Raw genomic sequence first — 20,253 nt, forward strand, 5'->3', positions numbered from 1 at the left:
CAATAGACTTGCAGAAAACTGTCATAAAAATCCCCTATGTTGCTCTCCAGGCGGCGTCGCTGTTCTTTTCAAGGCTTTGCTTAGCCGAGCGGTCGATGGATGTTTTCGGCGAACGGCAGAGTTTTGTTTGCCAGCGTCAGCAAGCCTTCCTCGTGCAGCTGTGCATGCGGCCAATTGTCATTTTGAAGGGTTATGCCGCGGCAATTTGGCCAGGAAATCACCCAGCCGGTCGACCGCCTCCACAAGATCGTCGGACGATGCGGCGTAAGACAGGCGGACATACCGATCGGCGCCTGAAGGCCCAAAGTCCTTGCCTGGAGTGAGGGCCACATGCGCCTCGTGCAGCGCGCGCATACAGAAATCCCAGGAGGAGAGGCCGGTCGAACTTACATCGAAATAGACGTAGAATGCGCCGTCCGGGGCGACCGGCACATGCAGGCCGATCCGCTTGAGTCCATCGAGTATCAAAGTGCGGCGACGTGAAAATTCAGAACGGCGCTCCTCGCAAATCTTCAACGATTCCGGGGTGAAGCAAGCAAGGGCGGCGATTTGAGAAAGCGTCGGAGGGCAGATGTAGAAATTCTGGGCCATTCGCTCGACGACCGGCACCAACGCATCGGGGACGACGCACCATCCCAGCCTCCATCCGGTCATGCCGAAATATTTGGAGAAGCTGTTTATGACAATCGCGTCGTCGTCGAAAGCCAGCACTGTCTGCGGCGGCCGGCCATCGCGATCGGGATCACCAAGGTTGAGATAGATCTCGTCCACGATGCGCCACGCGTCATGCGATCGGGCCCAGTCGCACATCTGCATCAGCTCGCTCTGGAGCACCGACGTACCGGTCGGGTTGGAGGGCGTTGCGATCATCAAACCGCGCGTTTCCGGCGTCCAATTGGCTTTCAGTGCGTCAATACCGAGCTGGAAGCGCGACGCCGCATCCGTCGCCACGAGCTTCACATTGGCACCAAAGCTCGCGAGAAACTGACGGTTACAGGGATAGGAGGGGTCGCCGACGATCACTTCATCGCCAGGGTCTACCAGCGTGGCCGTAACGAGTAGCAAGGCCGCCGACGCGCCGGCTGTCACGACGATGCGTGACGGGCTGATGTTCACCCCGTGGGTCTGAGCGTAAAAGCCGGCAATCGCTTTTCGCAGATCGGGCGTACCGAGGGCCGCGGTGTACGGCAATTGCCGTCCGTCCGCGCCGTGCCGGGCGGCTTCGAGCACCGCAGGCGGTGCGCCGAAATCCGGCTCCCCGAGGTTCAGCCTGATCACCCTTGCACCGTCCGCCTCGAGAGCGGCTGCGTGCTTACCGAACTCCATTGCGTAAAACGGTGCAATAGACGCTGCGCGCTCCGAAAATCTCATGGGCAATCTCTCAATCTCTGGATATTATCGCCCGCGCAATTCTGGAAGAATTGCAGCCCGGATATCGTAAATAGAAACGAGCACAGACTATGCTGAGCTCGGGCTGATGGGCTCGATCATCTGGCATTGGAAAACAAAATCTTATGCAATTACATTGGCAGGACACGCTTGATGAAGATGTCGAATATTCGAATACGTCGAGGATAAGTGCAGCGCGAATATTATGAGAGCGCCTCTGCCGCCGGGTGTGACATTTCGGTGAAAAGGCGAGCCATGAAGCGCATGCACTTCTCGATTTCGCGAACTTCGATAAACTCGTCGGGCTGATGCCCTTGCTCCATTGATCCCGGCCCGCAAAGGATGGTTGAAAAGCCGGCGCGCTGGAACTGACCGGCCTCGGCCCCGTAGGACACGGTCGTCATGTCGGCATTGTCTCCGCCGATTTTGCGTACCAACGCTTCAGCTTCTCCGCCGCTGACGCGCGCAAGCGACGGGACCATAGCCTTCGGTTCGATGACAATCACCGCGTCAGGATGGCTCAGGCGAATCTTCTCCACCTCGTCGTAGAAGGGTGCAAGGATCTCATCGGCGTCATGTTCCGGCAAACACCGCAGGTCGAACGCGAAGCTGGCGTCGGCAGCCAATATGTTGACGGCGGTGCCGCCCTGCATCAGTCCGATCGTAAGAGTCGAAAAAGGCGGCGTAAAATCGTCGTTATGATGCTCAGGGGAGGCCAGGCGATCAGCGATCTGGATCAATATGTTCATCAGCCGGATCCCGAGCGTATTCGCTGAAAGGCCCTGATGAACTGCGCTGGAATGCGCTGGAATCCCGACAATGCCGACATTGTATATATGCACGCTCTTGTGGCTGCCCACGACGCCCATGGACGTCGGCTCGCCAATGACGGCGACTGCCGGAAGGGCAATATTGGAGCGGATATGCTCGATCAGGCGCGGCGCACCAAGACACCCGATCTCTTCGTCATAGCTGAAGGCGAGATAGACGGGGCGCTGTAACGCAGCCAGGTCGGCAAATTCGAGCGCGGCAAGACTGCAAGCAATAAACGCCTTCATGTCGGCGGTCCCGCGGCCGTATAGGCGGTCACCACGCGCCGTCATGACGAACGGATCGCTGGTCCATTGCTGGCCTTGGACGGGCACGACGTCAGTATGCCCGGACAGGATCACCCCGTGCGGGCCAGCAGGTCCTATCGCCGCAAACAGATTGGCCTTTTCTTCCGCATCGTCCCAGATGCGCTTCGACTCGACCCCGAGCTTCGCCAGATGCGACTCTATATAACCGATCAGCGCCAGATTGCTGTTGCTGGACGTCGTGTCGAAACTGATGAGGTCTGCCAGAATATCAACGGCGCGCACGCTGGATGCGGAAAAGGTTTCCAATGCTGTCAAAGGGCTTCCTTTCAGCCGTGAGTCTGACCGGTAGTTTCGGTCGATGGTTGATATGCCGCCGCTGGGACTGCCAATGAGGTCAGCTTTTAATCCATCAAGGCCGCAAGGGTATATTCGCTAAGCTGAATTGCCGTAAATTCAGTAGTTCCGGCAATGGCTTCCTAGAAATAACCATTAGCTTCCTTGCACTGCCAGTCCACACGGCACGAGTTATCTCCAACGTGCTTAGCTGAGCTGTTGGCGGATGTTTTCGGCAAGCGGCAGAGTTTTGTTCGTCAACGTCAGCAAGCGTTCCGCAAGATGAACATATGCTCGAGTTCATTGCGATCGGGCCGGAGCGTTCATCCGCCAGCCGACGAGGAAATCACGCTGTAGCAACAGCTGGTGCCGTGGGAGCTTATTAAAAAAACGCGTTCATTTTCTCTCGCACATTCAGGAGCCTTATCCGCCGCGCCAGGCGCGCCGCAGCGCCTGGGGTGGCTGGCCGTATACTCTGAGAAACGCGCGGCGCATACGCTCTGTGTCCGAGAAACCCACAGCATCGCTGATGCACTCGATGGTCTCCCTGCCATTTTCGAGACGGGTCCGTGCAGCTTCTACCCGCAGTCTTTCGATGGCCCGAGCAGGTGTCTCGCCCGTCTCAGCCCGGAAGGCGCGGCCGAATTGCCGCTCGGAAAGTGCGGCTACTTCGGCCAGCTTGCCCACGCTCAACGGTTCGGCAAGATGCTCGCGAGCATAGAGCAAGGCGCGATGGATGCGGTCGGACGACGGCTCCAACTCCAGCATGGCCGAGAATTGCGACTGCCCGCCGGGCCGCCGATGATATACGACCAGTTCCTGCGCTACCGCGCGCGACAGGTCGGCCCCGAAGTCTTCCTCGATAAGCGCCAGCGCCAAATCGATTCCCGCTGTCGCTCCCGCAGAGGACCAGACACGACCATGGCGCACGAATATCTGATCCGGTTCAATCCGAGCCGCTGGACATTGCTTTTGCAGTGATGACGCATAGCGCCAATGCGTCGTCGCACGGCGGCCATCGAGCAAGCCGGCGCCACCGAGCACGAACGCCCCCGTGCATATGCTTGCAACCCGACGCGCGCCCTCATCGAGCCTTTTTACCATGGCGCTGTGAACGTGGTCGGATGCCACCGAGCGCGAGCCATTGCCGCCTACGACAACCACCGTGTCGAAAATGGTGCCATCCACGGGTTCGGATGCCACGGCCAGTCCTCCGGAACTGGCAATCATGCCGCCCGAAATTGACAACGTCCGGAGCCGATATGCCTCTGTCCCAGTCAGTTCGTTCGCGATTTCGAACACCGAAAGCGGACCTGTGAGGTCGATGATCTGAAAATCGGGAAAGATGATGAACCCAATATGGAGGGGCGGAGAGCGCTGATCGGTCATGGCGGAAAAGGAGGTACCTGTGTCGTTTACGCCATCGTGATTAGGGCCCAATACACTGAGGTCAACTGTGAATGTGCCGGTGACGACGCTGGTTGGAAGAAGAGGATATCGGTCAACCCATCAAATTGGGCCGTTGACGATTTTTGGAAAAGAATGGGATTCATCATGTCAAATAATATGCCGCCGCCACCACCCGAAAATTCGTTTACAGTAGGAATGCTGCTCTACCCCGGGCTCACGTTCCTCGATCTCGTCGGGCCACAGACTGTCCTGAGTATTTTTGGAAAGACCATGCTGTTATGGAAGTCGCTTGACCCAGTGCGCACTGAGTCCGGAAACACAGTCAATCCGACGACGACATTCGATGAATGTACGGACGCTCTGGACGTGTTGTTCGTGCCCGGCGGTTACGGCACCAACGATGCCATGCAGGATGAAGAAATTCTGGCTTTCCTGAAACGTGCCGGGACATCGGCTCGATACATCACATCGGTCTGCTCCGGCTCCATCCTGTTGGGCATGGCTGGGCTGCTTGACGGATATAAGGCTGCCACGCATTGGGCGTGTTATGGCGCCCTGGCAGAAACCGGTGCCATTCCGGTGCATGAAAGGGTGGTGATCGATCGCAACCGCATCACCGGTGGTGGCGTCACGGCGGGCATCGACTTCGGCCTGAAGTTGCTCGCCGAGCTTTGCGACGAAAAAGCAGCTCAGACCGCGCAGTTGATTGTTGAGTACGACCCGGCTCCACCGTTCAGCGCTGGTACGCCGGATCGTGCAACACCCGAAGTCGTGGATGCCGCAAAATTGCTTCTGGGCACCATGGATAATGACATGATCGGCACGCTCCGCACCCGCCGCTGAGATCAGACGAGGCGGGCAGCAGCCTGTTCATCCTAACGTGCAGCAGCTCGCCCAGCTCTGCATGTTAGGATGCGCCGTATCCCTTGCAACGCTTCCGCCCTTCTAACCCGATTTCGCACGCCTCCGAAGGAACGCGGCCGTGTTCCGCTCGTTCTCGCATCGATAGCGGACAGGACAAAAAAAGATGAGCAGGATCAACGGCTTTGACGACATGCCCGGCGAAGAGAATCGCGAGCAGGTCGACGATGGTCAGGCCGACGCCGTGGCCGAGGATGCGCTTCACCTGGGCGATGACCCGGCCGAGGAAAGCGAGCGCGCGGGCGGCGGCAATCCAGCCGCGCTGATCCCCGACGACGTTCCCGACCTTGTCGACAAGATGACCGAGATGGTGCGCAGCGGGCATATCGACAACGGAGCCTTCGCCGGCGAGCCGATGCATGATGACGAGGAGGGCTATCTGGGTGAGACCGATAACGATCTCGACGAGTAAGCAAAGCCGCGGCGCGCAACGGAGAGCCACGTCTGTCTAGCGGCCTCCATCGCCGGGCCAGAAAAATCCCCCATCTCCGCTATAGCTCCCCGATCCAGGTTCGACCGGCGCCAATCCGTCCCGCCTGTGAGCGGCGTCACTTCGCGAATCGTGAAGATATGTAAACGCTGTGTTGCGGGATATGGCGTACCGATCGGTACGCGGTGATCCTATATGGGTGGCGACAGGAGATTGCGATGGTCGCAATCCGGGCGGCGTGAGATTGACGATGGCGTTTCTGCACAGCGAAGTTCCGCCCTCGACGGCGCCCGTCCAGACCCGGCCAGCCGGCCCGGCGGTGCGCATCGCCGCGCCGTCAACCCGGCAGCCGCGTAACCCGGGCAGGCGGCTGGGCCGCGTCGCCGCCGTGTTTGGCGGAATAGCGTTGCTCGTCATTCCGGGCCATCTGGCTGCGCGCGCGACCGACTCGCTGGCGATCGGCATCCTCGCGGCGGACTTCGTTTTCCTGATGGCGGTTGCAGCCTGGTCGGCGGTCGCAAGCGGCGCACGGCGCTGACGCACGCCGGAAGGCGGTGGCCGCGATCGATCGCGCGACGGACACGGATGCCGTCCCGTTCGTATTCCCTGCATGTCGTTCGCGCGCCTGGGATACCGCCTCTTCATCCTGACCCAGCTGGGCGCGCTGGCGCTCGCGGCCTATAGCTGGTTCAGCAGGCATCCGCAGGATGTGCCCTGGACGCCCCTGATCCTTGCCGATACGGCGGGACGCTTCACCAACTACAAGATCGCGCGGCTGCGTGACGATTTTCCGGCGTGCCGGGCGGTGCTCGACGGCGGACGGATCGACTATACGGTTCTTCCTGCCGTCACGGCGGGCCCCGCCTGCGGCTATGACGATGGCGTGCGCTTGCCGCGCGCGCCTTATGCGCCGCGCGCCGAAATCTCGTGCCCGGTGGCTATCGGCCTGTTCCTCTGGGAAAAGCAGGTCGTCGAACCCGCGGCGATGCGGCATTTCGGCCAGCAGGTGACGCGGATCGACAGCTTTGGAAGCTATGCCTGCCGCCCGATCCGCGGCGGTCGGGAAGGCCGGTGGAGCGAGCATGCGCGCGCCAATGCGATCGACATAGCGGGGTTCCGGCTGGCCGGTGGCCGACGCATCGGTGTGGCCACCGGCTGGACCGGACAGGGCGCCGACGCTGCCTTTCTGCATGAGGTGCGCGACGGTGCATGCCGGATGTTCGGAACGGTACTATCACCCGATTACAACAGCTTGCACCGGGATCATCTGCATTTGGATCAAGCGCCGCGCGGCGGCTGGAGCTTTTGCCGCTGAGACGGGAGCGCCAGGCTAGTGGCGCAAAGCAGGAAGGCGGAAGCCAATATTGAGGTGCATGCCGCCACAGCCGGCGCTGCCGTCGGGCCGGTAGCTTTTCGCATAGCTGACGTTCTTCGCTACCGAGAGGGCGGCCTGCCGGAAGACGAAGGGCGGGTAGGCGATGATCGCGCGTTGTGCTGATGTTTTGCCGTCGGGCAGAATATCATATTCCGTCCGCACCCAGCCTTCAAAACCCCAACGCATCGCTTCCATCGGAAAGTCGCCGAGGTTGCCTTGTGCACGCCGAACCGGCTCCGCATCGAGCAGCGCGCATTGTTTCGTGTCGAGGCCCGTGCGGTCGTAGCTCGCGGCGGCGGCGGCAAGATTGTCGGACGCCGCCTGAAGGGTCGCCAGCCGCACCAGGGCGCCGATGCGAAGCTGGTTGGCCGTCGAGAGTCGCGGGTCTTCCGTAACCTCGCGGAGAAGTGTGGAGGCGTCGGCGGGGGCCGGACTGCGGTACAGCGGATCCGAGATCATCAGCTTGAGCGTGTTGGCGGCGATGGCGTCAGCGCCGACCTCCGGGCGCGCCAATATCGTTCGCAGCGCAGTACGGTAGGTTTCGTTGCCGCGCTTCGTCCAGTCTAGGGCCAGCTCCGCGAGAGCCGCCTCCATAGCCACCCGCGCGGTAACCGGTCCTCGCGCATTGATCGTCAAATCGCGCGCGCGGATCAGCCAGGCCTCCCGCTCGGCGCGCGGTGCGACATCGTTCCTGCCAAGGGCGGCCAGCACGGGGAGCAATGTGATGCCGCCGCCCGACGCTTCACGCCGGGCAAGTTCGGCCTTGAGCGACACGAGCGCCGCGGCTTCGCCGGCGACGGGCCGGGGAGGCCCACCCGGCAGGCTTGCCGCCCAATTCATGAACGCGGCTGACAATAGCTGGGAAATCGGTGGCCGGTCAGCACCGGTCGAGCAGCGGAGTTCGACCCGCGTAACAAGCCGGAACAGGGGCGGTATCCTGGCGACATTTTCGGGCTGCCAGGACCAGTTTCGCACCGCATCGGCGAAGACGAGCGCCCCCTGACCGTTGACCGAGGCATAGATCGGCGCCACCACGCCGACCGACCCGTCATCGCGGATGCTGAATTCCACGACCGCTACGTCGTCGGGCTTGAGATCGGCCGGACCTCCGCAGGACGGCGGGCGCATGTCCGTGGGGGTCTCGAACGGGGTCTCGGCAATCCTGCCGGCGCCGGTGAAGGCCAGATACCGACGCGCGGCGTCTTCCCGCCCCGTCAGCAGTGCGGCGATGGCGAGGTCCGAGCGGGTGATGATTTCATCGGCGTCGACCTTCCGATCCAGGCCACCCTGTTCCTCCATCGCCTTCTGGAGTATTTCATAGGCCTCCTCGGCCCGTCCATGGTTCAAAAGGGCGCGCCCGCGCAGCGTGTCGATGCCCGCGATCATTCTCTTCATCGCGGCCTGGTCAGGCTCCGCCCGGGCGATGGCCAGCGCCTGTTCCGCATAGCGGACGGATGCATCGCCCGCATCGAAGGCGGTCGCGCGCGACAGCGCCGTCAACGCCCGGATCCGCGAGCTGTTGTCATAGGCCAGCGCGAGCGAGCGCCCGAACGCGTCGGCTGCGGCGGCATAATTGAGTTGCTTGAGCGCCACCTGCCCCAAGGCGTGCTGCGCCCGGAATCGATCGACGAGCAGGTCGCTCCGTTCGGCGGCGATCAGTTTCAATCCACCGGTCAGCGCTGTCTGGGCTTCGCCCAGCCGGTCCAGCACCATCAGCCCGATCCCCTTGCGCGCCAGCAGGGTGCCGCGTGCGATGGGATCGCGCTGAATGGGCGCACGCTGTTCGATCGCTTCGAAGGTCTTTACCCCTTCCTCGTAACGGCCCTCCTCGATAGCCCGGCTCGCTGCGTCGAAGTCCTGTTGCACCGTCCGCTTCGCCGGAGTTGCAGGCATCGGCGCGGCGGCGGCGGAGCCAGCGGGTTCAGCCGCCACGGAAGCCAGCAACGCAGCGGCAATGGATATGATCATGGGGCCCTCCGCTGGCGAGCCTAGCGACGGCCAGCAACGGATCAAGCGACGCACCCGCTCAAAACCGCTCCATATTGGCGGCATCATGCCCCTCAGTCTGTGGCGCGACGGGGCGGTGACCGGTGCAAAAGCGCTGATATCCGCACTGGACATGCCTGCGCAAAGATGGTCTGCTGATTGTCATAATCACAAATCGGAGAGGATCGGTTCGACAGTTGTTGAGGACTGGCGTGGTCGATCTTGCCGAACGCATGGACTGGTTCAAGGTGCGGATATTGCCGCATGCCGCCGCGTTGCGGGGGCGCATGCGCCGCGCCGCCGGCAGTGAAGCCGACCTTGACGACCTGGTGTCGGAGGCGCTGGCGCGCGCCTATGGCGCGGACGATTGGGCGGCGGTCGACAATGGCCGCCACTATCTGTTCCGGATTGCGCGAAACGTGCTGATCGACAATGCCCGGCGCAACGCGCTGGTGTCGTTCGACAGCGTCGCCGACATTGACGATCGCCAGGCCGACAGCCGCACCGAATCGGGAATATCCGCGCGCGATGAGCTGCGGCAGGTGGAGCGCGCGATCGGCTCTATGCCGCCACAGGCGAGGCGTGTATTCGTGCTGCGCCGCGTGCATGAGCGCTCGATCGGCGAAATAGCGGCGGAGATGGGCTTGTCGGTCTCCACCGTGGAAAAACATCTCGGCAAGGCGGTCGCGCTGCTGGCGCGGGCCATCGCCGAGATCGAGGAGGGGGTGTTCGACCGTGGCGGAAGCGCCGCAGAGCGACGAGGACAAGCGGCGGGAGCGCGCGGCGGGCTTCTTGGTGAGGCTGCTCGATGACGCATCGTCCGCTGCGTGCGCCGAGCGGGATCGCTGGCTGGCCGCCGATCCGCGCAACGCGGTCGCCTATGCCGAGGTCGAGGCCGCCTGGGAGCGCGCCGCCGTGCTGCGCCAGCGGCTGCCGATGCCCGATCATGACGAGTATCCGCCCGCGGCGACGCCGGGCGGGGGCGATTGCAGCCAGCAATGATCCCGCGCCGGGGCGCGCCCAGGCGTGACGGGCGGCGGCCTGACCCATCGGCTCGCCACGCTGGATGACGTGCCCGCGATCGCCGCGCTGATGGACCGCGCGATCGGCGAGTTGCAGCGGGACTATCTGAGCGCAGCGGAGATCGCGGCCAGCCGCGCGCATATGGGTCTCGACAGCCAGCTGATCCGCGACGGCAGCTATTTCCTGATCATCGCCGACGGGCAACTGGCGGGCTGCGGCGGCTGGAGCGCGCGCGCCACGCTGTTCGGCGGCGACGCGAGCGGCGGGCGTGACCCGGCGATGCTCGATCCGCAGCGCGACCCGGCGCGGATCCGGGCGATGTACACCGACCCGGCCTTCGTGCGGCGGGGCGTGGGGCGGATGATCATCGGCCTGTGCGAAGCCGCGGCGCGGGCGGCCGGCTTCCGCCGCGCGGAGATGGCGGCGACCCTGGCCGGGGTGCCGCTCTACGAAGCCTGCGGCTATACGATGATCGAGCCTTTCGAGGCGCAGGCGCCCGGCGGGGTGCCGGTGCCATTGGTGCGGATGGGCCGGAACCTTTCCTAGCTATCCAGCGCCGCGCCGAGGGTGAGGAACGCCAATATTCCGAGCACCGCGCGCAGCCCGATGTCGCTGCTTTCGGCGATGTCGATCGGGGTCTGACCGCCGAGCGCATGATGCGGACGGGCGAGGAAGCTGGCGGCTTCGTCCCGGCCCAGCCGCTCGACGGCATGGCGGATGACGAGGCTTCGGCGCTCGCCCTCAAAACTGCTCATCGTCCACCTATCCTCCCGATCGCGCCCCGGATTGGAATCCACCGGCGGGGGGGCTTTGCCGGTGGACTCCGTCCGATCGGGCCGGCGATGTGGGGTCGTCGGCCCGTTGACCGAAGTAGGACAGGGGGCGGGCCGGCCCCTGTGATACCGGTCACGATACGCGGGGTGCGGCGGTTTCCCGCCGCTGCAGAGGCTCCGTCTATCGTTGCGGAGCCGAGGCGGCCCGGCTGCGGACGTGATCCTGCGTGCCACGCGTGTAGACGCGGTCCTGCGGCAGGATGGTGTCGATCTCGATATCGTCCTGCCGGGCCAACTCATCATAGACCGGACCGAAATCGGTCTCGAGCGTCTCGCGGAGGAGATCGTCGAAGCTGTCGATCACGAAATAATTCTGCTGATAATCGTCGATGCGATATTTGGTGCGCATCACCCGGCGCAGATCGAAGCCCAGCCGGTTCGGCGAGGGATCGTCGAGCGCGAAGTTCGTCTCGCCATGCGAGGATACGATGCCCGCGCCATAAACCCGCAGGCCGTCGCCGCCGCGGATCAGGCCGAATTCGACCGTGTACCAATAGAGCCGCGACAGCTTCTCGATAGCGCCCAATGCGGTGGCGCGCTGGCCGCCGCGGCCATAGGCCTGCATATAATCGGCGAAGACCGGATGGGCGAGCAGCGGGACATGGCCGAACACATCGTGGAAGACGTCGGGCTCCTGCAGATAATCGAGCTGCTCGGGGGTGCGGATGAAATTGCCCGAGACGAAGCGGCGGTTGGCGAGATGATCGAAGAAGACCTCGTCGGGGATCAGGCCGGGCACCGCCACGACCTGCCACCCGGTGCGCTGCATCAGCCGCTCCGACAATTCGTCGAAATGGGGGATGCCGGGCCGCTCCATGCGCAGGACATCGAGCCCGTCGAGGAACTCGGGTGCGACCCGGCCGGGGAGGAGCCTGGCCTGCCGATCGAACAGCCTGTCCCACATCGCATGTTCGGCGGGGGAATAATCCTCCCACCCCTGCGGGATGGTCCAGTCTTCGGCGGCGCCGGCGGGGCGATCGAGTTTCTTTGCGGCCATGGCGCGGCTATGGCACCGATTCTCGATATAGCCCAGGAATGATGATGGATAAGAAGGCGCTGCCGCTGAGCGGGATCAGGGTTCTCGAATTCGGCGCGATCGGGCCCGGCCCCTATGCGGCGATGCTGCTGGCCGATTTCGGCGCGGAAATCCTGCTGATCGAGCGCGAGGGCGGCAATGGCTGGCCCAATCCGGTGGTGGACCGCGGCCGCGCCCGGCTGACGATCGACATCCGCAGCGACGAGGGCCGAGATCAGGTGCTGGCGCTCGCCGACAAGGCCGACGTGATCGTCGAAGGCTTCCGTCCGGGGGTGATGGAGCGGCTGGGGCTGGGGCCCGAGGCGGTGCATGCCCGCAATCCGCGCCTCGTCTATGGGCGGATGACCGGCTGGGGGCAGACCGGGCCGCTGGCGCGCGCGGCGGGACACGACCTGAACTATATCGCGGTGACGGGTGCGCTGGCGGCGATGGGCACGCCGGGCACGCCGCCGCCGCCACCGCTCAACCTGGTCGGCGATCTCGGCGGCGGATCGACCTTCCTGGTGATGGGGATACTCGCCGCGCTGCTCGAGCGCGAGCGATCGGGGCTGGGCCAGGTGGTCGACGCCGCGATCGTCGACGGCGTCAATTCGATGATGGGCATGTTCGCCGGGCTGCCGCAAAGCGGCAAGCTGCGCGTCGCGCGCGAACATAATGTGCTGGCGGGCGCGACGCCGTTCTACAGATGCTATGAATGTGCCGATGGGCGCTATGTCTCGGTCGGCCCGCTGGAACCGAAATTCTTCGCCGAACTGCTCGACCGCCTAGGTCTTCCCGCCGAGCTCGCCGCCGAGCAGGAGAATGAGGCGCGCTGGCCCGAGATGGTGGAGCTGTTCACGAAAACCTTCCTGACCCGGCCGCGCGACGCCTGGGCCGAACGGCTCGAAGGATCGGACGTCTGCTTCGCGCCGGTGATCGATCTCGACGAGGTGCCCGCGCATCCGCACATGGCGGACCGGGGCGAGATTCGCAACGGCCTCTGGTATGCCGCCCCTGCGCCGCGGCTGTCGCGCACGCCCGGCGTGATCGCGGCCGATGCCGATGGCGAAGCCCGCCGGGCCGAATGGCTGGCGGGCTAGCCGATGGTTGATGTGCACCGCGCATAAGACCTCAAAGGGCTCTGGCCGCGGAACAGCGAACACATGTAAGACTATGCCATCGGATTGATGATCGGATGGAATGAGCGATGGCCGACCGGACCGACCTTGCCCGCCGGCTGCTGCCGCCGATGGCGGCGCTGCACAGCTTCGCCGCTGCCGCACGGCACAGCCATTTCTCGCGCGCCGGGGCGGAGGTGGGGCTGACCCAGAGCGCGGTCAGCCGGCAGGTCGCGCTGCTCGAGGATTGGCTGGGCGTCAAACTGTTCGAACGCAATGGCCGCCGCGTCACGCTGACGCCCGACGGCGCGGCCTATATCGATGCGATCGGCCCGGCATTGCAGCGCATCCGTCATGCGACCGCGCAGATGATCGACCGGACAGAGAGCGGGGCGATCACCATCGCCACCCTGCCGAGCTTCGGGATGCGCTGGCTGGCGCCGCGGTTGCCCGGGCTGACCGCGCGGCAGGGCGACCTGGTCGTAAACTTCGCAGCGCGATCGGACCTGTTCGACCTGACATCGTCGCATTTCGACGCGGCGATTCATTTCGGCCTGCCCGACTGGCCGGGGGCCGCGCACGATCTGCTGTTCCGCGAGAGCGCCCTTCCGCTCGCCGCGCCAGCGCTGCGCGACCGGGTGGCGGGCGGGGAAGTAGAAGCGCTGCTCGGCCTTCCACTGCTGCACCTGACGACGCGGCCCCAGGCCTGGCAGCGCTGGTTCGCGGCGGCAGGCGTCGATGCCCCGCCGATCACCCCCGAGCCGAGCTTCGAACATTTCCTGATGCTGGCGCAGGCCGCGGCAGCAGGGGCGGGGGCGGCGCTGGTCCCGTCCTTCCTGGTCGAACCGGAATTGCAGTCGGGTGCGCTCGTTCCATTGTCCGACCGAGCGGTGTCGGGCCCCGAGGCCTATTATCTCGCCTATCCGCCCGAGCGGCTCSCCAACCGCCGCTTCCGCGCGTTCCGGGAGTGGCTCCTGGAGGAGGCTGCGGCGGAAGCGGGACGGCTGGAGCGCGGTTAGCCTGCGGCCTGGACGAGCGCGGCTTCAGGCGCGGCGCGCTGGAGCATGCCGAACAGGTCGCGCGGATCGTCGGGATCGGCGAGCATGTCGATGTCCTGGAAGAAGGAGGTACCCTGCAGCTTGGCGTGGACGTAACGCAGCGCCGCGAAATCTTCGACCGCGAAACCGACGCTGTCGAACAGGGTGATCTGCCGGACGTCGCTGCGCCCCGGCGCTTCGCCTTGGAGCACGCGCCAGAATTCGGTGACGGGATAGTCGGCGGCCATCTGCTGAATCTCGCCTTCGATGCGGGTCTGCGGCTCGAACTCGACGAAGGTCCGGGCGCGCGACAATATATCCTTGTGCAATTCGGTCTTGCCGGGGCAATCGCCGCCGATCGCATTGAGATGCACTCCCGCGCCGACCATGTTGTCGGTCAAGATCGTCGCATAGGCCTTGTCGGCGGTGCAGGTGGTGATGATCTGCGCGCCTTCGATCGCTTCCTCGGCCGTCTCGCAGGCGACGATGCGCAGGCCGCTGTCGCGCAGATTGGCGGCGGTCTTGCGGATCGCCTGGCCGTCGATGTCGAACAGGCGGACCTCTTCGATCCCGACCACCGCTTTCATGGCGAGAGCCTGAAACTCGGCCTGGGCGCCGTTGCCGATCATCGCCATCACCTTCGCGTCGCGCGGGGCGAGGTGGCGCGCGGCCATCGCCGAGGTGGCGGCGGTGCGCAGCGCGGTGAGCAGGGTCATCTCGGTCAGCATCAGCGGATAGCCCGTGTCGACCCGCGCGAGCAGGCCGAAGGCGGCGACGGTCTGAAAGCCCTTCGCGGTGTTGCTGGGGTGCCCGTTCACATATTTGAAGCTGTAGACCTCGCCATCGCTGGTCGGCATCAGTTCGATCACGCCCTGTTCGGAATGCGAAGCGAGGCGGGGCGTCTTCTCGAACAGCGGCCAGCGGCGGAAATCGGCCTCGATCGCGTCCGTCAGTTCGCGCAGCACGGTCTCGATGCCGAAATGATGCACGAGCCGCATCATGTTCTCGACGCTGACGAAGGGGATGAAGGCAAGGGCTGACGGCGAAGGCGGCATGGCGCGATCCTTGGAACGGGTTGTGATGCCGCCGAAGCTAGCCGGAAGGATATTCTGACAAAATGGCAATGCAGGATTGAAAATCGTCAGATTTTGATCGATTTGCCCAAGAAGAATGCCCATTTTGTCAACCGGAGTTGATCGATGACCATCGCCAAATTTCTGCCGGACGATCTCGACCGCCGGATCATCGCTCATCTCCGCGTCGATGGGCGGGCGTCATTGTCGAAGCTGGCCGAAGCGCTGGGCGTGGCGCGGGGGACGATCCAGAACCGGCTCGACCGGCTGCTGGCGACGGGGACGCTGCTGGGCTTCACCGTGCGCGTACGCGACGATTATGACGATGCCAGCGTCCGCGCGGTGATGATGATCGAGGTAACCGGCAAGTCGACCACCCAGGTCATCTACAAGCTGCGCGGCATCACCGAGATCAGAACGCTGCACACCACCAACGGCAATTGGGACCTCGTCGCCGATATCCGTGCCGCGAGCCTGTCCGACTTCGACCGCGTGCTGCGCGAGGTGCGGATGATCGACGGCGTCGCCAATAGCGAGACGAGCCTGCTATTGAGCACCGTCTAAAGGCTTGAGGACGATCCTATGACCAAAGCGGTAGCGGCTGAAATGCGCGACCTTCTCGTGAAGCTGGGCGTCGATCCGGCGGCGCTCGACGGCGGGGCGCTGGTCGTGCGCTCGCCGATCACGGGCGAGGTGATCGCGACGCTGCGCGAGACCAGCGCCGATGAGGCCGAGGCGCGGATCGCGGCGGCGCACACCGCCTTCCTGGCGTGGCGCAGACTGCCTGCGCCACGGCGCGGCGAATTCGTCCGGCTGATCGGCGAGGAACTGCGCGCGGCCAAGGACGATCTGGGCATGCTGGTGTCGATCGAGGTCGGCAAGCTGCTGTCCGAGGGCCTCGGCGAGGTACAGGAGATGATCGACATCTGCGACTTCGCGGTTGGCCTGTCGCGCCAGCTCTACGGCCTGTGCATGCCCTCGGAGCGCGGCGACCACCGCATCACCGAGCAATGGCATCCGATCGGGCCAGTCGGGGTGATCTCGGCGTTCAACTTCCCGGTCGCGGTGTGGAGCTGGAATGCGGCGCTCGCCTATATCTGCGGCGACAGCGTGCTGTGGAAGCCTTCGGAGAAGTCACCGCTGACCGCGCTCGCGGTGACTGCGCTGGTCGAGCGGGTGATCGCCAGGTTCGGCGACGATGCCCCCGCCGGGTTGCTCGGCCTTCTGATCGGCGGGCGCGACCTCGGTGAGAAGCTGGTCGACGACGCGCGCGTGCCGGTGATCTCCGCCACCGGATCGACCCGGATGGGCCGCACGGTCGGCGAGCGGGTCGCGCGCCGCTTCGGTAGGGCGATCCTCGAGCTGGGCGGCAACAACGCCTCGATCGTCACGCCCTCGGCCGAACTCGACCTGACGCTGCGCGCGGTCGCCTTCGGGGCGATGGGGACGGCGGGGCAGCGCTGCACCACGCTGCGGCGGCTGATCGTCCACCGCAGCGTCTATGATCAGCTCATACCCAAGCTGGTGAAGGTCTATGAGAGCATCGCGATCGGCGATCCGCGAACGCCGGGCACGCTGGTCGGGCCGCTGATCGACGGCGACGCCTTCGCGGCGATGGAGCGCGCGCTGGCGGCGGCGCGCGCGGCGGGCGGGCGCGTGCATGGCGGCGGGCGCTTCGACCTGAACGGAGACGACGCCTTTTACGCGCGGCCCGCGCTGGTCGAGATGGACGAGCAGGCCGCCTGCATGCGCGAGGAGACTTTCGCGCCGATCCTCTATGTCCTGCGATATGACGGCCTCGACGAGGCGATCGCGTTGCAGAATGCGGTGCCGCAGGGCCTGTCGTCCTCGATCTTCGCGACCGACATGCGCGAGGTGGAGCTATTCCTGTCGGCGGGCGGATCGGACTGCGGCATCGCCAATGTGAACATGGGGACGTCGGGGGCGGAGATCGGCGGTGCGTTCGGCGGCGAGAAGGAGACCGGCGGCGGCCGCGAGAGCGGATCGGACAGCTGGAAGGCCTATATGCGCCGCCAGACCAACGCGATCAATTATGGCCGGAGCCTGCCGCTGGCGCAGGGCGTGACATTCGACGTCGATGCCTGAACGGATCGGCCGTCATGGCCGCGCTTCTTGCGATCCGGCGGTCCAAAAGATTCCAACCGGACTGATGCCTTGCGGGGAGCGAATCTTGCAGCAACTGATCGATCGGCCTATAAAGGTCGGCGCTGTGTCTTATGGCTTTGGCGAGTGACGCTTCCGAGCGCTTCAAGAAGCTCCTGAGGTCCGCATGGCGAAGAGATCGTCGAGGTTTCGTTTCATGCCGGAGCGCGCTGGCCGACCATTGAGGTAACCGGTATGGATTTGCGTCAACTTCGCTATTTCAAGGCCATTGCCGACGCAAAGAGCTTCGTGCGCGGCGCGCATCAGCTGTGTGTCGCCCAGCCGGCCCTCAGCCGTTCGATGGCGAGCCTCGAAGCCGAGATCGGCCAACAGGTCTTCTTCCGCCATAGCAACGGCGTTGCACTGACCGACGCCGGGGAGCGGCTTTACGCGCACGCCGTGGACATTCTCGGCCGTATGAAGTTGCTGACCGATGAGATGTCGGTGAACCTGGGAAAGCCCCATGGAGCCGTGTCGCTGGGCGTGCCGCAGTCGATGCAGTCGATCATCACCGCTCCGGTCGTTGGCGCATTCTACCAGGAGTTTGCCGACGTGGCCCTCAAGGTCACGGAGAACTCCAGTGCAAATCTGCGTGACGCCGTCATCAACGGCCAGATCGATCTGGCGATCATCTCAACGCTGACCCCCTCGCGCGGCCTCAGCTACAAACCTTTATTTGCCGACCTCATGTGCCTCGTCGAACGCGCCGATGTTCCCGACCGGTTCGGGTCGGCGATCGAGCTCGAGGATCTGGCGGGGCAGTCGCTGATCCTGAGCGGGCATCCCAACACTGCCAGGCCGTATCTCGAAGAGCGGTTCAATGCGATGACGAACCCGCCGACCTCCCGATGCGAGGTCACCACGGCTTCGCTCGTGATCGACCTGGTGCGCGCCGGCGCAGGCCCCGGGATCGTGCCCGGCGGGGCGGTGGTGTTGATGGCCGACAGCAACATCCGGGCGACCCCGATCAGGGATCTGGAAATGGCGTGGACCATCGCGACGTCCTACGAGCGCGTCGGATCCGCCGCGGTTACGCAGTTGAGCCTTATGCTGCAGCGGCGCGTCGCCGAGCTGATCGATAGCGGCGCCTGGCCAACCGCGCGCATCCTGACCGAGGCCGCGTCGTCCGATGAGGACAGGTTGAGAATGTCCGCCTGAACGGCGGTTCGGCCGAAAGCCGTTCCTGACGCGAGTCAGGCTTCGGCGAGGGCGGCCTGTGGCTGTTCGCCGCGGTGCCGGGCCAATATCGCGCAAACGATGAGCTGCATCTGGTGGAACAGCATCAGAGGCAGGATGATCAGTCCCACGCCGCCGCCGCTGAACAGGACGCTCGCGATGGGCAGTCCGCTTGCGAGTGATTTCGTCGACCCGCAGAATTGGAGGACGACCTCGTCCGGCGCACTGAACCGGAAGACGCTTCGGCTGGCCCATTTGGTGATCAGGAGAACGCAGCTCAGCAGCAGGCCCAGGACCACCAGGAGGATCGCCAGATCGGACGGTTCGATCTGACTCCACACGCCACTGACCATGCCGCGGGAAAAAGCGGCATAGATGATCAGCAGGATCGAGCCCCGGTCCGCGATGGTGAGCAGCTTCTTGTTCCGCGTTACCCAGGCTCCGATCCATTTCCGCAGCAACTGGCCCACGACGAACGGAGCCAGCAATTGCAGGACGATATCGCGAAACACCCCCAAGGAAAGCTGGGCGCCGGCCGCTTGCAGCAGCCATCCCGCCAGAAGCGGCGTCACCACGACACCGATGATATTCGATGCCGAAGCGGCGCAAAGCGCGGCGGGCACGTTTCCGCGCGCGATCGACGTGAAGGCGATCGACGATTGCACGGTCGACGGCAAGACGCACAGGAACATCAGGCCGGTCAGTAGCAACTTCGGGATAAGACCGGCAGAGGCGGCCGAGATCAGCGCCCCGAGGACCGGGAACAGCACGAATGTCGTTGCGGCCACCGCCAGTTGCAGCCGCCAGTGCGACATGCCGATCAAAGCGTCAGCGGTCGAAATTCGCGCGCCATACAGGAAGAAAAGAAAGACGATGCCCGCATCGACGGCGAAGCTGGTGATATCCGCGCCGATCCCCCGGGCCGGCATGACCGCCGCGAACGCCACGGTGGCGATCATCATCACGATGTAGGGATCGATGAACCGGGATAGGCGCGCCACTCAAAACCCTTTCGCTGATATTCGGCATGGGACCGGCGCGGCCCGCATATGTGCTGCGAGCCCTTGCCGCGCGGGTGGCCGAATGGAGAAAATCGCCGTCAGCCCTCGAGAAATGCCGTAATCAATTTTGCATAGCCCTCTGGAAACTGGACGACGCTGGCATGCCCGGCGCCGGGATAGATTTCCAGTCTGGCATTTTGCAGCACTTCGTTGGCCATATGCTCGAAGGAATCGCGCGCTACCAACTGATCCCGCTCGGCATAGATCGCCAGCGTTTCCGTGCGTATCCGGCTCAGATCGATATCGTCGAAGGTCTGCAGCGCTCTCAGGCGCTGCGCCATCGCTTCGGGGGACACCGCCGCCCGAATCTCCGACAAGCGATCCAGAAATCCAGGATTTTCGGCGATGAACTCAGGCGTGGTGAAGAATTCCGCAAGAGCGACGAGCCCTCCTTCGGAAATCCTTCTTCCATGCTCCTGGATCGCGCCATCACTCATCGTCTTCTTGAACGTCGTGATCGGGGCGGTTGATTCCAGGATCAGCTTGTCGATCCGATGCGGCGACCGGACGGCGAGCATCTGCGCAACCAAGCCGCCGGCGGAATGGCCGAGCACATGAGCCTTTTCATAACCGAGTGCTTCGATGAAGCCTGCCGCATCGTCCGCAAGATCTTCGAGACGGTAGTCCGAAGAGTCTTCCATCGTCGTGCCGCCGCAGCCACGCTGATCATAGGCGATCGTCAGGAACGACTTTGCGAGATAGGGCATGATCTCCTTGAACATGCCGCTGTCGCCTTCACCGCCGTGCAGAAGGATCAGCGGGGCCCCTTCGCCGACAGCCTCGTAGGCGACCCGTACCTTGCCGACCTGCTTGAATTGCGTCTGCGCCATC

General features: G+C 64.2%; 21 protein-coding genes. 12 read left to right on the forward strand and 9 right to left on the reverse strand.

What is annotated here, in order from left to right; genetic code table 11:
• Positions 1-177: 177 nt before the first annotated feature.
• The 3 genes from ASE00_RS01510 to ASE00_RS01520 form a co-directional block, all read right to left on the reverse strand.
• Positions 178-1,371 (reverse strand): pyridoxal phosphate-dependent aminotransferase, encoded by a 1,194-nt coding sequence (locus ASE00_RS01510; protein ID WP_056377204.1) that lies wholly within the window; start codon positions 1,369-1,371, stop codon positions 178-180.
• A gap of 221 nt (positions 1,372-1,592) precedes the next feature.
• A complete protein-coding gene (gene argE, locus ASE00_RS01515; protein WP_235538496.1) occupies positions 1,593-2,783 on the reverse strand; it encodes an acetylornithine deacetylase in 1,191 nt (396 codons plus the stop codon).
• A 441-nt stretch (positions 2,784-3,224) separates the two neighbouring features.
• The gene (locus tag ASE00_RS01520) at positions 3,225-4,190 is read right to left on the reverse strand and encodes a GlxA family transcriptional regulator (RefSeq protein ID WP_056377209.1); all 966 of its coding nucleotides are present in this window, start codon (positions 4,188-4,190) and stop codon (positions 3,225-3,227) included.
• A 153-nt stretch (positions 4,191-4,343) separates the two neighbouring features.
• Between ASE00_RS01520 and ASE00_RS01525 the strand changes: the two genes are divergently transcribed.
• The 4 genes from ASE00_RS01525 (at position 4,344) to ASE00_RS01540 (ending at position 6,877) form a co-directional block, all read left to right on the forward strand.
• Positions 4,344-5,054 carry a DJ-1/PfpI family protein gene (locus ASE00_RS01525; RefSeq protein WP_200957864.1) on the forward strand — a complete coding sequence of 237 codons (711 nt, stop codon included), beginning with the start codon at positions 4,344-4,346 and terminating at the stop codon, positions 5,052-5,054.
• A gap of 184 nt (positions 5,055-5,238) precedes the next feature.
• The gene (locus ASE00_RS01530) at positions 5,239-5,544 is read left to right on the forward strand and encodes a hypothetical protein (protein ID WP_056377213.1); all 306 of its coding nucleotides are present in this window, start codon (positions 5,239-5,241) and stop codon (positions 5,542-5,544) included.
• Positions 5,545-5,800: 256 nt separating this feature from the next.
• Positions 5,801-6,100 carry a hypothetical protein gene (locus ASE00_RS01535; RefSeq protein ID WP_235538497.1) on the forward strand — a complete coding sequence of 100 codons (300 nt, stop codon included), beginning with the start codon at positions 5,801-5,803 and terminating at the stop codon, positions 6,098-6,100.
• Between the two features lie 72 nt (positions 6,101-6,172).
• Complete coding sequence (locus ASE00_RS01540) at positions 6,173-6,877, forward strand: extensin family protein (RefSeq protein WP_056377216.1); 705 nt, start codon at positions 6,173-6,175, stop codon at positions 6,875-6,877.
• 15 nt (positions 6,878-6,892) lie between these two features.
• On the opposite strand, the gene ASE00_RS01545 is transcribed toward ASE00_RS01540, so the two are convergent.
• Positions 6,893-8,905 (reverse strand): hypothetical protein, encoded by a 2,013-nt coding sequence (locus tag ASE00_RS01545; protein WP_056377218.1) that lies wholly within the window; start codon positions 8,903-8,905, stop codon positions 6,893-6,895.
• Positions 8,906-9,120: 215 nt separating this feature from the next.
• Between ASE00_RS01545 and ASE00_RS01550 the strand changes: the two genes are divergently transcribed.
• Genes ASE00_RS01550 through ASE00_RS01560 form a run of 3 tightly spaced genes read left to right on the forward strand, consistent with a single transcriptional unit; the run spans position 9,121 to position 10,492 of the window.
• The gene (locus ASE00_RS01550) at positions 9,121-9,735 is read left to right on the forward strand and encodes an RNA polymerase sigma factor (protein WP_235538498.1); all 615 of its coding nucleotides are present in this window, start codon (positions 9,121-9,123) and stop codon (positions 9,733-9,735) included.
• Positions 9,719-9,925, forward strand: coding sequence for a DUF4880 domain-containing protein (locus tag ASE00_RS23690; RefSeq protein WP_056377220.1), 207 nt, complete (start codon positions 9,719-9,721; stop codon positions 9,923-9,925). Before ASE00_RS01550 ends, ASE00_RS23690 begins: the two co-directional genes overlap by 17 nt.
• Positions 9,926-9,949: 24 nt before the next feature.
• Positions 9,950-10,492: a GNAT family N-acetyltransferase gene (locus ASE00_RS01560; RefSeq protein WP_056377221.1), complete on the forward strand. Its 543-nt coding sequence runs from the start codon at positions 9,950-9,952 to the stop codon at positions 10,490-10,492.
• On the opposite strand, the gene ASE00_RS23695 is transcribed toward ASE00_RS01560, so the two are convergent.
• Both ASE00_RS23695 and phhA read right to left on the reverse strand, forming a co-directional pair.
• The gene (locus tag ASE00_RS23695) at positions 10,489-10,701 is read right to left on the reverse strand and encodes an MbcA/ParS/Xre antitoxin family protein (protein ID WP_056377224.1); all 213 of its coding nucleotides are present in this window, start codon (positions 10,699-10,701) and stop codon (positions 10,489-10,491) included. The two genes, ASE00_RS01560 and ASE00_RS23695, sit on opposite strands and share 4 nt — an antisense overlap.
• A 199-nt stretch (positions 10,702-10,900) precedes the next feature.
• Positions 10,901-11,776 carry a phenylalanine 4-monooxygenase gene (gene phhA / locus ASE00_RS01570; protein WP_056377226.1) on the reverse strand — a complete coding sequence of 292 codons (876 nt, stop codon included), beginning with the start codon at positions 11,774-11,776 and terminating at the stop codon, positions 10,901-10,903.
• 38 nt (positions 11,777-11,814) lie between these two features.
• On the opposite strand from phhA, the gene ASE00_RS01575 reads away from it, so the two are divergent.
• Together ASE00_RS01575 and ASE00_RS01580 are read left to right on the forward strand one after the other, a co-directional pair.
• The gene (locus ASE00_RS01575) at positions 11,815-12,894 is read left to right on the forward strand and encodes a CaiB/BaiF CoA-transferase family protein (RefSeq protein WP_321163994.1); all 1,080 of its coding nucleotides are present in this window, start codon (positions 11,815-11,817) and stop codon (positions 12,892-12,894) included.
• Between the two features lie 107 nt (positions 12,895-13,001).
• A complete protein-coding gene (locus ASE00_RS01580) occupies positions 13,002-13,931 on the forward strand; it encodes a LysR substrate-binding domain-containing protein (RefSeq protein ID WP_056377228.1) in 930 nt (309 codons plus the stop codon).
• Here the strand turns inward: ASE00_RS01580 and ASE00_RS01585 are convergent.
• Positions 13,928-15,004, reverse strand: a complete 1,077-nt coding sequence (locus ASE00_RS01585) for an ornithine cyclodeaminase (protein WP_056379181.1) — start codon at positions 15,002-15,004, stop codon at positions 13,928-13,930. The genes ASE00_RS01580 and ASE00_RS01585 overlap by 4 nt on opposite strands.
• 144 nt (positions 15,005-15,148) lie before the next feature.
• Between ASE00_RS01585 and ASE00_RS01590 the strand changes: the two genes are divergently transcribed.
• The 3 genes from ASE00_RS01590 to ASE00_RS01600 all read left to right on the forward strand — a co-directional run bounded on the left by ASE00_RS01590 (position 15,149) and on the right by ASE00_RS01600 (position 18,343).
• Entirely contained in the window at positions 15,149-15,586 is a 438-nt protein-coding gene (locus ASE00_RS01590) for an Lrp/AsnC family transcriptional regulator (protein ID WP_056377230.1), read from the forward strand.
• Between the two features lie 18 nt (positions 15,587-15,604).
• Complete coding sequence (locus tag ASE00_RS01595; protein WP_056377231.1) at positions 15,605-17,128, forward strand: aldehyde dehydrogenase family protein; 1,524 nt, start codon at positions 15,605-15,607, stop codon at positions 17,126-17,128.
• A gap of 252 nt (positions 17,129-17,380) precedes the next feature.
• Entirely contained in the window at positions 17,381-18,343 is a 963-nt protein-coding gene (locus ASE00_RS01600) for a LysR family transcriptional regulator (RefSeq protein ID WP_056377233.1), read from the forward strand.
• A gap of 35 nt (positions 18,344-18,378) precedes the next feature.
• Here the strand turns inward: ASE00_RS01600 and ASE00_RS01605 are convergent, their stop codons facing one another.
• Complete coding sequence (locus ASE00_RS01605; protein WP_156405231.1) at positions 18,379-19,323, reverse strand: bile acid:sodium symporter family protein; 945 nt, start codon at positions 19,321-19,323, stop codon at positions 18,379-18,381.
• A 137-nt stretch (positions 19,324-19,460) separates the two neighbouring features.
• Complete coding sequence (locus ASE00_RS01610) at positions 19,461-20,252, reverse strand: alpha/beta fold hydrolase (protein ID WP_056377236.1); 792 nt, start codon at positions 20,250-20,252, stop codon at positions 19,461-19,463.
• Between the last annotated feature and the right edge of the window lies 1 nt (position 20,253).

It is taken from the genome of Sphingomonas sp. Root710 (genome assembly GCF_001429065.1).
In the GTDB taxonomy this organism is placed as follows: Bacteria; Pseudomonadota; Alphaproteobacteria; order Sphingomonadales; family Sphingomonadaceae; genus Rhizorhabdus.